The following is a 13,796-nucleotide window of genomic DNA, read 5'->3' on the forward strand; positions in this document are numbered from 1 at the left end:
GGGTCTCGTCTTCGTCGCCGCATCGTTCCCGGGGGTGATGCAGGACCCGTGCCCGGTGCCCGGACGCCTTGGCGATCTTCGCGTCGTCAGTGAGGAGCGGAAGATCCGACGCCTCTGCGAGAACGACGTACATGGCGTCGGAGGAGGTGAGGTTGCCGCGTAGTTCGTGGCAGCGGAACCGCAGGTCCAGCATGGGATACCGCGTGATGCCAAGTTCACCGAAGCGCGCCAGCATCGTCCGCGCCCGCTGATCAGAGATCCGGACATCGGGTTTGGAAGTGATGGAGAGCCCGCGGATCACGCCGGCGACTCCGGCGTCGATGAGCGCCGGCGCATGCGCCCGGCGCTTGAGCCGACGACGCAGGAGGGCGTCCTCTTTGCGCGCCGCGAGCAGGCGGACGACGGTCGAGCAGTCTGGAAGCGTTCGCATGGGCAAATCGGGCAAACCACTCCCAACACTCCCCTTTTATCTCGATTTGCTCTACGATCACGCGCGAGTAACGACAGATCCCTAGCGAACGGGGGCTCGACGCCATGGCACGTGGACGGCGCGGACAGCAGAGGAGGAGTGGGCGCCGAGAGCGCGAACGGTCCTCACGAGCGCGGCCGGCGAGGCGCAGCGGGCCGAAGCGGATGCTCCTGGGAGTGCTCACGGCGGTCCCGGTGGGCCTGGGGCTGGCCGCGGTGCTGCTCGTGGCCGCGGGCCCGCCCTCGGCCAACCCCCTCACTCAGGGCTCCCAGGCCGGTACGGCCCCGCCGGGAGCCGACGAGGCGCTGCCTCCGGCCGCCGACGACTTCTTCGACGACCAGCAGACCGGCTCCGCCGGGCAGGGCTCCCCGGGCACCGCCGACGGCGGCGACGCGGGGGCCGACCAGGGCGGGGACGCTCCGGGGCCCGATGCGGTGGTCGAGGACGACACCACACTGGCCCCCTCCGAGCAGCCCGAGGAGGACGGACAGGACGGGCAGGGCGCCGACTCCGGCGACGGTTCGCAGGACGGCGGATCCGGCGACGGCTCCGGCGGCTCCTCGGGCGGCGGTTCGCAGGGCTCGGCGCTCGCCCAGCAGGTCGTGGAACTGGCCAACGAGGAGCGCGCCGAGGCCGGATGCGACCCGCTGAGCACGGACTCCCGCCTCACCGCGGCCTCGGAGGCCCATACCCGGGACATGGCCGAGCGCGACTACATGGCCCACGAGAGCCCCGAAGGCGAGGGCCCCGCCGAGCGCGCGCAGGAGGCCGGCTACGGCGCCTGGTCCGGCGAGAACGTCGCCGCGGGCTACACCTCGGCCGCGGACGTGGTGGAGGGTTGGATGAACAGCCCCGGCCACCGCAGGAACATCCTCGACTGCGGCAACACCGAGGTCGGTGTCGCCGAGACCGACACCAAGTGGGCGCAGAACTTCGGCACCGGGTGAGGCGGCCAAGCCGCCCTGGACACGCCGCGGCGGCGCCGGCGGAGATCCGCCGGCGCCGCCGCGGGGCGCCGATCGAGGGCGCGGGACCCGACTAGCGGGTCACTCCGCCTCGGTGGCCCGGGCCTCGGCGCGGGCCTGGCCGATGGCGCTGCACACCGCCTTCAGCGAAGCGGTGGTGATGTTGTGGTGGATGCCCACGCCCCACACGGTGCGCCCGTCGATCTCGGCCTCCACGTAGGCGGCGGCGCGGGCGTCGCTGCCCACCTCCAGCGAGTGCTCGACGTAGTCCAGCACCCGGACCTTGGTGTCGACGTCGGTCAGCGCATCGCAGAACGCCGAGATCGGGCCCTGGCCGCTGCCGGCGATCTCGCGGATCTCCCCCTGCACCCGGACGTCGGCGCTGATGCGGTAGCCGCCGTCCTCGGCGCTCTCGGAGCGGTGCGCCAGCACGCCCACCGGGCCGTCCTCGTTCAGGTACGTCCGGGAGAAGATCTCCCAGATACGCTCGCCGTCGACCTCGCCGCCGTCGGTGTCGGTGAACTCCTGGACCTTGTGGGAGAACTCGATCTGCAGGCGGCGCGGCGGGTCCAGCGCGTGGTCGCGGTGCAGGATGTAGGAGACCCCGCCCTTGCCGGACTGGCTGTTGACCCGGATGACGGCCTCGTAGTTGCGGCCCACGTCCTTGGGGTCGATGGGCAGGTAGGGCACGTGCCAGCGGTAGTCGGACACCGGGGTGCCCGCCTGGGCGGCGTCCTCCTCCAGGGCGGTGAGGCCCTTCTTGATGGCGTCCTGGTGGGAGCCGGAGAAGGCGGTGTAGACCAGGTCGCCGCCGTAGGGGTGGCGCGGCGCGACGGGCATCTGGGTGCAGTGCTCGACGATGCGCCGCACGGCGTCGATGTCGGAGAAGTCGATCATGGGGTCGACACCCTGGCTGAACAGGTTCATGCCCAGGGTGACCAGGTCGACGTTGCCGGTGCGCTCGCCGTGGCCGAACAGGCAGCCCTCGACGCGGTCGGCGCCGGCCATCACGCCCAGCTCGGCCGCAGCCATGCCGGTGCCGCGGTCGTTATGAGGGTGCACCGACAGGCAGACGTGTTCGCGACGGGACAGGCTGCGGCTCATCCACTCGATCTGGTCGGCGTAGACATTGGGGGTGGCGCGCTCGACCGTGGCCGGCAGGTTGAGGATGATCTCGCGGCCGGGACCGGGCCGCCAGACGTCCATGACGCCCTCGCAGACCTCCAGCGCGAAGTCCAGCTCGGTGTCGATGAAGATCTCGGGCGAGTACTCGTAGCCGACGTAGTCGGCGTCGCCCAGGTAGCGGTCGATGTTCTCCATGACCGCGCGGGTGCCGTCGACGGCGATGGCCTTGCAGGCTTCGCGGTCGACGCCGAAGACGACGCGGCGGAACTCCGGCGCTGTGGCGTTGTACAGGTGCACGGTGGAGCGCTTGGCGCCCACCAGGCTCTGCACGGTGCGCTCGATCAGGTCCGGGCGGGCCTGGGTCAGCACGGAGATCTGCACGTCGTCGGGGATCAGGTCGCCCTCGATGAGGCTGCGTACGAAGTCGAAGTCGGTCTGGCTGGCAGCGGGGAAGCCGACCTCGATCTCCTTGTAGCCCATGCGGACCAGCAGCGCGAAGATCTCGTGCTTGCGCTGGGGGTCCATCGGCTCGATCAGCGCCTGGTTGCCGTCGCGCAGGTCGGTCGACAGCCAGCGCGGTGCGGCGGTGATGGCCTTGGAGGGCCAGGTGCGGTCGGGCAGATCGACCGCGGGAAAGGGGCGGTAGCGCTGGAAGGGCATACCACTGGGTTGCTGCTGCGGCACCATGGAAAAGGCTCCTTGGAAGGAATGCGCCGCCAGACGCCTCCGACAGAAACGGTGGTGGAGACGGGCGACTGCTCGCGATCAGCGGCCGACTGTGAACACGTCGAAGCCCCGCGGCGAGGGAGTCGACCTGGTTAGCGACCCCCGCCGCGGCCGCTAAGGAGGAGCAGCTCGCGCAGCATAGTGCTAGCCACCGTAGCAGAAGCTTCGTCGCCGGCACGGCATCGCAGGCTCGGCACGACGCCGCCGCGGCCGTCCTCCCGGCTTCTTCGAACCCGGAAACCGACCCTCTGAGCAGGAACTATGCACGATTTCCGGGTCTCGGGACCCGGCGGCGAAATCTCCCGCCGCCGGCTGCGGCCGCCCGCTCAACCGCGCACGGCCGCGGCCAGCGGCTCGGGCAGGTCGGCGGCCGTGCCCACCGGGCGGCGCCGCAGCAGGGACTCGGTCTGGCGGTGTGACAGCCCCAGCCCCGCCAGCGCCGCACGGGCCTGGTCCTCCGGCAGCGCGTCGAGCCAGCGCACCCACAGCGCGGCCCGTCCCGCTGCCGTGAGCGGCCCGTGCGCGCGGAAACGGGCGACGCCCCCGTCGGGGTAGACGTCCAGCCGCAGCCGCTCGGCCGGGCGCGGCGCCGCCACGACGAACATGTGGGGGGTGTCGGGCAGCAGCGGGGTGCGCTCCAGGAGCGGGAACCACTCCCCCGTGCCGTCGGCCTCCGCGTTGCCGCTGACGGCGGCCTCGGCGGGGGCGTTGTGCAGGAAGTAGGAGGTGTCCACCTCCAGCAGCCGCGGCTCGCCGGCGGCGGCCAAGCCGATCTCCAGGTGGTCGTTGCCCGCACCGCGGCGACGCGCGTTCTCCCATCCCTCGCCCATATGGCGGGCCCGGCCCGGCGCGATGGCGTTCTCCGGCGCACCGTAGAAGCCGTTGCTGCAGGCCAGCACGCGCCCGCCGACGACCAGGGCGGCCAGGTCCATCGACTCGGTGACCAGCAGCCGCGGGTCCGGCAGGGCCTCGCCGTGGACCCGCAGCCGGGCGACGCCCCCATCGGGGTGGATGTTCAGCCGCACGTGGGTGTAGCGGTGCGGGTCCTCGACGGCGAAGGCGTTGGCCGTGTCGCCGGCGACGGCGGTGCGGGGCACGAGGGTCGTCCACTCGGCGGCACCCAGTTCGCCGGTGGAGGGGTGGCCCTCGAACCCGGCGCCCTCCACCGACACCTCGGGCGGGTGGTTGCCGGTGAAGTGGGCGGTGTCGACGACGACGCCGTGCACGACACCGGGCACGGCCAGCCGCACGACAGCGTGGTCGTGGCCCTGATCGCGACGGCGCCGCGTCTCCCAGCCGTCGTAGATCTTGCCCTTGTGTCCGAATGCGGCGGGGTCGAATCCTGCCGCGCCGGGCTTGATCAGGTTCTCGCGCTCGGCGAACGACTCGTCGCTGGCGTGCACGACGGCTCCGCCGCGACTGCGCAGGGCGAGGTCGGGCAGGAGCTGGAACGCGGGGCCGCTCACCGGCGGTCACCTCCTCGTCGGATGCGGTGCGGTGCCGTCCGCCCGTCCCGGCACCGCACCGCCGACTCAGGCGGTCGCGCCGGGCAGCGGCTCGAACTCCTTGACGGCGTCGAGGGCCGGTCCGTGGGGCGTGTTGGCCTCACGTTCGATCATGACCTCTACGAGCACAGGACGCGAGGTCCGCTGGGCCTCCTTGCGCGCCCAGTCGATGGCGGAGCGGACGTCGCCGGGCTCGGTGACGCGGCGCCCGGTGCAGCCGTAGGCCTCCATGATCTTGACGTTGTCGGTGCCGTAGTCGTCGTAGTGGATGTCGACCTGGTAGTTCATGCCGTAGGGGATCTCGGCCTGGCGGATGAGTCCGAGGTACTCGTTGTTGAGCATGATCAGCACGAACGGCACGTCGTACTGGGCGGCGACCGCCAGCTCCTCGACCGTGTACTGGAAGCTGTAGTCGCCGACGACGCCGACCACCTCGGCCTCGGGCTCGGTGCGCTTGAGCGCCTTCTTCACGCCGATGGCCGCGGGGATCTCCCAGCCCAGCGGCCCCGCCTGGCCGCAGACCTGGTAGTGGCGGGGCAGGTGGGCCTTCTGGTGCTGTCCGCCCCAGATCTGATACAGCCCGATCGCGGTGACGAAGTAGGCCTCGGACCCGAAGGCCTCGTTGATCTCCTTGTAGACCCGCGGCGCTTTGATCGGGGTGGAGTCGAAGTCCTCGCGCCGGCCCAGCTCGGACTTGAGCTCCTCGACCCGCCTCGCCCATGCGCCGGGGTCGCGGGCGGGCCCGCGCCGGGCGGCGCGCTCGGCCAGCGACTTGAGGAACAGCCCGGCGTCGGAGACCACGCCCAGGTCGGGCTCGAAGACCTTGCCGAGCTGGGTGGGCTCGATGTCGACGTGGATGAAGCGCCGGTCGCCGCGGTAGACGTCGAGCTTTCCGGTGTGGCGGTCTCCGAAGCGCGCGCCCACCGCCAGCACCAGGTCGGATTCGAGGAAGGAGGCGTTGCCGTAGCGCTGCGAGGTCTGCACTCCGGCCATGCCGGCATAGAGCGGGCTGTCCTCGTCGAAGGCGCCCTTGCCCATCAACGTGGTCTGCACGGGCACGTTGAGAATCTGGGCGACCTCGCGCAGCGCGTCGGCGGCCTCGGCGATCACGACGCCGCCCCCGGCCAGGATCAGCGGCCTGTCGGCCTCCAGCAGCATGTCCAGAGCCCGCTCGACGCGCGGCGGGTGCGGCCATACGGGGTGGATCGGCAGCGGCGCGTCGATGGTGGGGTCGTACTCGACGAACTCCTGGGCGATGTCCATGGGAAGGTCCACCAGGACCGGTCCGGGCCGCCCTTCGCGGGCCACCCGGAAGGCCTCGCGGAAGATCCACGGCGCCTGGCCGGCCTCCTTGAGCTGGACGGCCCACTTGGTCACCGGCGCGGCGATCTCGACGATGTCGACAGCCTGGAAAGCCTCCTGGTGCAGCTTGGTCGAGACGTTCTGGCCGGTGATGCAGACCATCGGGATGGAATCGGCCATGGCGGTGTAGAGGCCGGTGATCATGTTGGTGCCGGCAGGGCCGGACGTGCCGATGGCCACGCCGACGCCGCCGTTGGTGCGCGCCCAGCCGTCGGCCATGTGAGTGGCGCCCTCTTCGTGGCGGACGGTCAGGTGCTCGATCCCGCCCACCTCCTCCATCGCCTTGTAGAGCGGCAGGATGGCCGCTCCCGGGCAGCCGAACGCCGTGTCGACGCCCTCGGACTTGAGGACCTCGACCACGGCGTTCATCGCGGGCATCTGTACCATGTTCGCTGAACCCTTCAGTGCTGGTTGGGTTTTCCGAGGCCGCCGGCGGAAGTGCCGGGTGCGGCCAACACCCGGGCGCCCCGTCGCGGTCGCACCGCGAGGTGGGCGGCGCCTTCCGCCGGCGGCACCGTGTCACTTCTGCTCGGCGCCGAGCTGGTCGACGAGCTTGAGCAGCGCGGAGTGGTCGAGGCCGCCGTGGCCCTGGGCCTTGAGAGCGCCGACGAACTGCGCCACCAGGGCGCCCATCGGGACGGGCACGCCGGCCTCGCGGGCGGCGGCGGTGACGATGCCCATGTCCTTGTCGTGCAGCTCGATGCGGAACCCCGGTTCGAAGCGGCGGTGGCGCATGGCCTCGCCCTTGCGGGTGAGCACGGTGCTGCCGGCCAGGCCGCCGTTGAGGACGCGCAGACCCGCCTCGGTCTCGACGCCGTGGGCCTCCAGGAACACCAGCGCCTCGGCCACCAGCTGGATGTTGCCGGCGACGATGAGCTGGTTGGCGGCCTTGACGGTCTGCCCCGCCCCGGAGGGGCCCACCAGCACGGCGGTGCCCAGCGGGGCGAACACGTCGGCGGCGGCGTCGAAGTCGGCGGAGTCCCCGCCGACCATGATGGACAGCACGCCCTCGACCGCACCGGCCTCGCCGCCGCTGACGGGGGCGTCGAGCACCCGCAGGCCGTGCTTGGCGCCCTCCTCGGCGACGGCGCGCGCGGTGTCGGGGCGGATCGTGCTCATGTCGATCACCAGGGTTCCGGACGACGCGCTGTCGAACACGCCGCCGGTGGAGAACATGGCCTCTTCGACGTCGGGCGAGTCGGGGACCATCGTGATGACGACGTCGGCGCCCGCCACGGCCTCGGCGGGCGAGGACGCGGCGGTGCCGCCCTTCTCGGCGAAGCGGTCGGTCTGCTTGGGGCTGCGGTCGTAGCCGCGCACGGCGAAGCCGGCGGAGATCAGGTTGGCGGCCATGGGCAGGCCCATGATGCCGAGCCCGACGAACGCGATCGTGCGGGGTTGGGACATGGCGGTTCCCTCCTTCAAGGGCGGTGCGGACGGTGCGGGAGCAAGGGCGGCGCGACAGGACGGGCGCGCCTCGGCCGGCGCTTCGGCGGAGCAGGGCCGGGCCCGACCGCGCGGGCGCGGACTCCGGGCCTGAGCGGCGGGAGGCGGGCCGGAACGGCGGGCGGCCCGGGCGGTCCAGGCGCCCGGTGCGGCCGGTATCGGAAGCGGAGGAAGGTCGAGGAAGAAGGAGTCGGCCGCGGTCAGCTACGCAGCCGGCCGAAACTGTCGGCGGTGGCGACGGTGGGCTTGTACTCCAGCCCCACGTGGCCGTGGTAGCCGCCCTCCTGGGCGGCGGCGAGCAGGTCCATCAGGGGCAGCTGCCCGGTGCCGGGCTCGCCGCGGCCGGGCGCGTCGGCGATCTGGATGTGGCCGAACTCGGCGGCGTGGTCGCGCACGACGGCCGCCACATCGTCTCCATTCACCGCCAGGTGGTAGAGGTCGGCCAAGAGCGCGACGTTGGCGGCGCCCGCCTTCGCGGCGGCGGAGACGAAGGCGCGGCCGTCGGCGGCGGTGATCAGCGGGTAGTCCGCGGAACCGCTGATCGGCTCGATGAGCACGGTGCCGCCGACCGGCTCCAGGGCCTTGGCGGCGGCCAGGACGTTCTGCATGGCCGTCTCGTCGTGCTCGGCGGGGTCGACGCCTTCCTGGCGCAGGCCGTAGAGCGCGTTGAACGCCGTGGTGCCGGTGCGTTCGGCGATTCCGGCGACGACGTCGAGGTTGTCGCGGACCTCCTGGACCCGGTCGGGGTGGGAGAGGACGCCGCGATCGGGTCCGGGCAGCCGCCCGGCGAAGAGGTTCAGGCCGGTGAGGCGGACGCCGGCGTTCTCGACGGAGGCGACGAACGCGTCGACCTCGGCGTCGCCGGGCGCGGCGCTCTCGAAGGGCCACCAGAACTCGACGGCGTCGAATCCGGATTCGCGCGCGGCGGCGGGGCGCTGGTGCAGCGGAAGCTCGGTGAATAGCAGCGAGCAGTTGACGGTGTAGGGCAGCGAGTGGCTCATGGCTCGCCTCCTCCAAGAGGACGGACGGGGTCGGGCGGTTCGGGGACGCGCTGCACCGGTCCGGGCGGAACCGGACCGGTTCGCACGGGCGGTGGGGGTGAGGGCCGGGGGACGGGACGCGGTCGGCGCGGCTGGAGGAGGGGCCGACCGGAGTGGCTGGACGGAGTCCGTGTGCGCTCCGCTCGCTCGGGTGAAGAGATTCCGTTATGTGGAATTGCTCTTTCACTTCAAGGAATTGATGTGAGTTTGCGCCACACTGCGGGGGTTGTCAACCACCCTTCGCGGCATTCCCGTGCGCCCGACTCGCCCTGACAGGGCTCCACACCCTGCGCCGTCATCACTCCCACGACCGACCGACTCCACGCTCTCCCCCCTCCGAACCGCAATCCGGGATGCAGTACCGAGATTCCGAAGTGTGAAAACCTGATCCGCGACGGGCGTCGCGGCACCCTCCGGCCCGCAGGAGGGGCGCCGAACGGGCACCGGGAGATTGAATCCGACGGGGCCGAGACGGGAAGGTGTCCTCAGTCGGACAGGGCCTGGACCACGGTCGGCCGCCGGGCCCGGCGAAGGAGGCACGATGCCGGACAGCGCCGCTGCGAGCGCCCCCGATCCCGGTCTCGCACGCGTGAACGCCCTCTCCCCCGAGGAGTTCGCCACCGAGTTCGGCTCCTGCCTCGACGTGCGGCGCTGGATCGGCGAACTGCGCGACCGGCGCCCCTTCGCTTCGCGTTCGGCGCTCCTGGAGGCCGCCGACGAACTCGCGCGCACACTCACCGACGACGAGGTGGCCGCCGCCCTGGCCCGGCACCCCCGCATCGGCGAGCGCGCTGCCGGCACCGGCGCCGAAAGCACGTGGTCACGCGGTGAGCAGGAGGGGTTCTCCGCCGGCGAGGCCGAGGTGCGCGGGCGTTTCGCGGCCGCCCAGGCCGACTACGAACGGCGCTTCGGCCGGATCTACCTCGTCTGCGCAGAGGGCCGTCCGGCCGGCGAACTGCTGGCCGACCTCACCCGGCGCATGGCCAACGACCCGGCGACCGAGGCGCGCGTCGTCGCCGACGAACTCCGCAAGATCGCCCTGCAGCGTGTCGGAAAGGTACTCGATCGCCGATGAGCCACGTCACCACGCACGTGTTGGACACCGCCCTCGGCCGCCCCGCCGCCGGTGTACCGGTGCGGCTGGAACGCCCGGCCTCCCACAACGCCGGCGCCGACGGACACACCGGCAGCAGGACGGTGATCGCCTCCGGCGCCACCGACGACGACGGGCGCGCCCGCGACCTGGGCCCCGACCGCCTGGCGGAGGGCTCCTACCGGCTGGTCTTCGACACGGCCCACTACTTCGCCCGCACCGGGCAGCAGGGCTTCTATCCGGAGGTGGCGGTAGCCTTCGAACTCGCCGACGAGGAGGCCCACTACCACGTTCCGCTACTGCTCAGCCCGTTCGGCTACGCCACCTACCGCGGCAGCTGAGTGCTCCTTCGGGCACTTCGCCGCGCAGCCGGGCGACCGGCGTCTGGACATCGACCCCCACCCGACCAAGGAGCCGGACATGGCGATCCGCCTCGGGCGCAACGAGTACGGCAAGGCCGAGGTGCGCCTGGTGCACGTCGACCGCTCCGCGGCCGCCCACCGCATCACCGACCTCAACGTCAGCACCCGGCTGCGCGGCGACATGGTGGCGGTGCACACCCGCGGCGACAACGCCCACTGCCTGACCACCGACACCCAGAAGAACGCGGTCTATGCGCTGGCCCGCGAGCACGGCGTCGGCGCCGCCGAGGACTTCGGCCTGCTGCTGGCCCGCCACTTCACCACCGAGCACGACTACATCGACGGCGCCGGTGTGGAGCTTGAGCAGTACGCCTGGCAGCGCATCCCCACCGCCGAGGGGCCCCACGACCACGCCTTCGCCCGCAGCGGAGCCGAGACCCGCACCGCCGTCGTCACCAGGGACGGCGACCGCGAGTGGGTGGTCGCCGGGTTCGACGGGCTGACCGTGCTCAAGTCCGCCGAGTCGGAGTTCCGCGACTTCCCCAAGACCCGGTTCACCACCCTGGCCGAGACCGACGACAGGCTCCTGGCCACCGACATCACGGCCCGCTGGCGCTACACCGGCGGCCGGTGGGAGGCGGGCGCCACCGACTGGGACGCGGTCTACGAGCAGGTGAAGGCGGTCATGCTGGAGACGTTCGCGACCACCCGCAGTCTCGCCCTGCAGCAGACCCTGTACACCATGGGCGAGGCCGTCCTGCGCGAGCACTCCGAGATCGCCGAGGTCCGCTTCTCCATGCCCAACATCCACCACATCGCGGTGGACCTGTCCCCCTTCGGCATGGACAACCCCAACGAGGTCTTCCACGCCGCCGATCGCCCCTACGGCCGCATCGAGGCCGCGGTCGAGCGCGACGACGCCGCCGGTCCAGGCCGGGCCTGGGACGCGATCCCCGGCTTCGTATAAGAGGAGGCGCGGGCGCCGCGGGCCGCGCGCCTCACCCCCGTGTCAGCAGGCGGCCGCGCGGGGGCCGCCGTCCGTCCGGGTCGATCGGGTCTCCGCGCAGCCAGGCGGAGCGGACCCGCCCGACGAGGTCGCGGCCGTCGTAGGGGGTCAGCGGGTGCCGGTGGTGCAGCGACGCGGCGTCGACGCGGACCGGGTCCTCGGGGGCGACGACGGCGAAGTCCGCGTCGCGGCCCGGTTCCAGGACGCCTTTCGTGCTGAGCCCGGCGATCTCGGCGGGGGCGCGTGACATCCAGGCGGCGACGTCGGCGAGGCGGTGGCCGCGCGCGGCCGCCGCCGTCCACACGGCCGAGAAGCCCACCTGCAATCCGGAGATCCCGCCCCACGCTGTCGCGAAGTCGCCGGTGGCGGTGTTCTTGAGTGCGGGTGGACTGGGCGAGTGGTCGCTGACGACGCAGTCGATCACGCCCTCGGCCAGGCCCTGCCACAGGGCGTCGCGCTCGGCGGCGCCGCGGATGGGCGGGCAGCACTTGTACTGAGTGGCGCCGGGCGGGACGTCCTCGGCGGCCAGGGTCAGGTAGTGCGGGCAGGTCTCGGCGGTCACGGGCACGCCCTCGGCGCGGGCCCGTGCGATCTCCGGCAGCGCCGCCGACGACGACAGGTGCAGGATGTGCGTACGGGCTCCGGTCGCCCGCGCGGCCTCGACGACCGCGCGCACCGCCGCGGCCTCGGCCTGCTCGGGACGCGACGCGGCGAAGGCCGCGTAGTCGCGCCCGTGGGCCGCCGGCGCCGCCGCGAGCACCGCGGGATCCTCGGCGTGCACGATCAGCAGCCCGCCGAACGCCCCGATCGCCTCCGCGGCGGTGCGCAGCTCGGCCGGGCCCAGGTGGCCGAACTCCTCGACACCCGACGGCGCGAGGAACGCCTTGAATCCGCAGACGCCCGCCTCGTGCAGCCGGCGCAGCTCCCCCGCGGTCTCGGGGCTGCTGTTCTCGGGAACCGCGCCGCCCCAGAACGCGACGTCGACGGCGACCGCCCCGTCGGCCGCCGCGCGCTTCTCCTCCAGCGCGTCGAGCGTCGTGGTGGGCGGGACGCTGTTGAGCGGCATGTCGACCAGCGTGGTGACGCCGCCGGCCGCGGCGGCGCGGGTGGCGGTGGCGAAGCCCTCCCACTCGGTGCGCCCCGGCTCGTTGATGTGCACGTGGCTGTCCACGAGGCCGGGCAGCAGCACCTCGTCGCCTGCGGTCTCGACCGTGCGGGCGGCCCGGGCACTGTGCCCGTACTCGCCGACCCAGGCGATGCGCCCGTCGCGCACGCCCACCGAGACCGCCCGCTCCCCCTCGGGGGTGACGGCGCGCAGCGCCCGCACGATCAGATCGCAGTCGTCTCCGCCGCCGGCGGGGGCGCCCTCCCCCCGGTACTCGCCGCCTCCGATGCTCATGGAGACCCCCTACCCCACGCGGCGGGCCGCCAGCGCGGCCAGGTCGCCGGCGGTCGCGCCGCAGGCCGCGGTCACCTCGGACTCGTCGAGGGCGCCGCACTGCAGGCCGCGGGTCAGCACGGAGGCGAGCGCTTGTGCGGTGGCGGGCTCGTCGAGGACGGCGCCGCCGGCCGAGCCGAGGTAGTCGGCCAGCCGGGCGGCCGCGGGGGCCAAGGCGCGGCGGTAGAAGACGTAGGTGGCCAGGTAGCGGGTGGGCAGCTGGTGCGGGTGCATGTCCCACCCCTGGTAGAAGGCCCGCTCCAGAGAGCGCCCTACCAGCCGCGCGTGCAGCCGCCAGGCCGCGTGCACCTGCTCGGCCGGGCCCACCGGCAGCACGTTGGTGGAGCCGTCCGACAGCCACACGCCCGTTCCCGCTGCGGCCACCTGCATGACGGCCTTGGCGTAGTCGGCGGCGGGGTGGTCCATCGCCTGGTGGGCGGCCGTCACTCCGCAGGCGGCGGTGTAGTCGTAGGTGCCGAAGTGCAGGGCGCTGACGCGGCCCTCGCCCGCGCGCACCATGGGCGCCAGCTCGGCGGTGCCGCCGGGGCCCATGACGCACTGCGGGGTCTCCACCTGCAGCTCGAACCGCAGCCGCCCCTCGTCGAGGCCGAGCATGCCCTCGATCCGGGCGCAGGCCGCGGCAGCCGCCGCCACCTGCTCCACCGAGGTGATCTTGGGCAGAGTGATGCGCACGCCCTCCGGCAGGTCCCCGGCCGCGTCCCGCAGCGCGCTCAGGAACAGCGCGAGGCTCCGTGCGCCGCGGTGCCGCTCCGCGGCCTCCATCCCCTTCATCCGGATTCCGATCCAGGGCGGGGCAGCACCGTCGCGGACGTCGGCGCCCAGCGCGGTGGCGGCGGCGGCGACGTGGGCGTCCTCCTCGGCGCCGGGCCGAGCACCGTAGCCGTCCTCGGCGTCGACGCGCAGGTCCTCGACGGGTTCGCGCTCCAGTTTGGCCAGCACGCGGGGCAGCGCCGCGGCGACGTCCCCCTCCTCCAGGCCGGTCGCCGATGCCAGCTCCGCCGCAGAGGGGGCGTACTCGCGCAGCGCGGCGGCGGCCCGCGCACCCCAGTCGGCGGCCGCTCCGCGCCCGATCCGGTCGGCGGGCACGTAGACGGTGTGCACCGGCTGCCGCCCGCCGCCGGTGCCGGGGTAGTCCCGCAGCAGCCGCGCGTCGGCGCCGGCAAGGCGGGCGTCGAGCTCGGCGTTCAGCTCCTCCAGCGACCGCTCCAGGAGCGGTCCCGGGGCGCCGGAACCGGCTT

At 73.0% G+C, this 13,796-nt stretch carries 11 protein-coding genes; 4 read left to right on the forward strand and 7 right to left on the reverse strand.

Annotation, left to right across the window (positions count from 1 at the left end; genetic code table 11):
* The first annotated feature begins 645 nt into the window (after positions 1-645).
* Complete coding sequence (locus LP52_RS12530; RefSeq protein ID WP_238580883.1) at positions 646-1,416, forward strand: CAP domain-containing protein; 771 nt, start codon at positions 646-648, stop codon at positions 1,414-1,416.
* 99 nt (positions 1,417-1,515) lie between these two features.
* On the opposite strand, the gene leuA is transcribed toward LP52_RS12530, so the two are convergent.
* The 5 genes from leuA to LP52_RS12555 all read right to left on the reverse strand — a co-directional run bounded on the left by leuA (position 1,516) and on the right by LP52_RS12555 (position 8,599).
* Positions 1,516-3,246 (reverse strand): 2-isopropylmalate synthase, encoded by a 1,731-nt coding sequence (leuA, locus tag LP52_RS12535; RefSeq protein WP_040273500.1) that lies wholly within the window; start codon positions 3,244-3,246, stop codon positions 1,516-1,518.
* A gap of 365 nt (positions 3,247-3,611) precedes the next feature.
* A complete protein-coding gene (gene alc, locus LP52_RS12540) occupies positions 3,612-4,751 on the reverse strand; it encodes an allantoicase (protein ID WP_040273502.1) in 1,140 nt (379 codons plus the stop codon).
* Between the two features lie 66 nt (positions 4,752-4,817).
* A complete protein-coding gene (gene gcl, locus LP52_RS12545; protein WP_040273503.1) occupies positions 4,818-6,539 on the reverse strand; it encodes a glyoxylate carboligase in 1,722 nt (573 codons plus the stop codon).
* A 132-nt stretch (positions 6,540-6,671) separates the two neighbouring features.
* On the reverse strand, positions 6,672-7,559 hold the full coding sequence (locus LP52_RS12550; protein ID WP_040273505.1) for a 2-hydroxy-3-oxopropionate reductase: 888 nt from the start codon (positions 7,557-7,559) through the stop codon (positions 6,672-6,674).
* A 239-nt stretch (positions 7,560-7,798) separates the two neighbouring features.
* Complete coding sequence (locus tag LP52_RS12555; RefSeq protein ID WP_040273507.1) at positions 7,799-8,599, reverse strand: hydroxypyruvate isomerase family protein; 801 nt, start codon at positions 8,597-8,599, stop codon at positions 7,799-7,801.
* A 580-nt stretch (positions 8,600-9,179) separates the two neighbouring features.
* On the opposite strand from LP52_RS12555, the gene uraD reads away from it, so the two are divergent.
* The 3 genes from uraD to pucL all read left to right on the forward strand — a co-directional run bounded on the left by uraD (position 9,180) and on the right by pucL (position 11,060).
* Positions 9,180-9,713 carry a 2-oxo-4-hydroxy-4-carboxy-5-ureidoimidazoline decarboxylase gene (gene uraD / locus LP52_RS12560; RefSeq protein ID WP_040273508.1) on the forward strand — a complete coding sequence of 178 codons (534 nt, stop codon included), beginning with the start codon at positions 9,180-9,182 and terminating at the stop codon, positions 9,711-9,713.
* Positions 9,710-10,072, forward strand: a complete 363-nt coding sequence (uraH, locus tag LP52_RS12565; RefSeq protein ID WP_040273510.1) for a hydroxyisourate hydrolase — start codon at positions 9,710-9,712, stop codon at positions 10,070-10,072. The genes uraD and uraH overlap by 4 nt, the downstream gene beginning before the upstream one ends.
* 79 nt (positions 10,073-10,151) lie before the next feature.
* Positions 10,152-11,060 carry a factor-independent urate hydroxylase gene (gene pucL, locus LP52_RS12570; RefSeq protein WP_040273512.1) on the forward strand — a complete coding sequence of 303 codons (909 nt, stop codon included), beginning with the start codon at positions 10,152-10,154 and terminating at the stop codon, positions 11,058-11,060.
* 31 nt (positions 11,061-11,091) lie between these two features.
* Here the strand turns inward: pucL and allB are convergent, their stop codons facing one another.
* Positions 11,092-12,498, reverse strand: coding sequence for an allantoinase AllB (gene allB / locus LP52_RS12575; protein WP_052809776.1), 1,407 nt, complete (start codon positions 12,496-12,498; stop codon positions 11,092-11,094).
* A 9-nt stretch (positions 12,499-12,507) separates the two neighbouring features.
* Positions 12,508-13,746 carry a DUF6986 family protein gene (locus LP52_RS12580; RefSeq protein WP_157036313.1) on the reverse strand — a complete coding sequence of 413 codons (1,239 nt, stop codon included), beginning with the start codon at positions 13,744-13,746 and terminating at the stop codon, positions 12,508-12,510.
* Between the last annotated feature and the right edge of the window lie 50 nt (positions 13,747-13,796).

This window comes from Streptomonospora alba (genome assembly GCF_000826685.1).
Classification (GTDB): domain Bacteria; phylum Actinomycetota; class Actinomycetes; order Streptosporangiales; family Streptosporangiaceae; genus Streptomonospora; species Streptomonospora alba.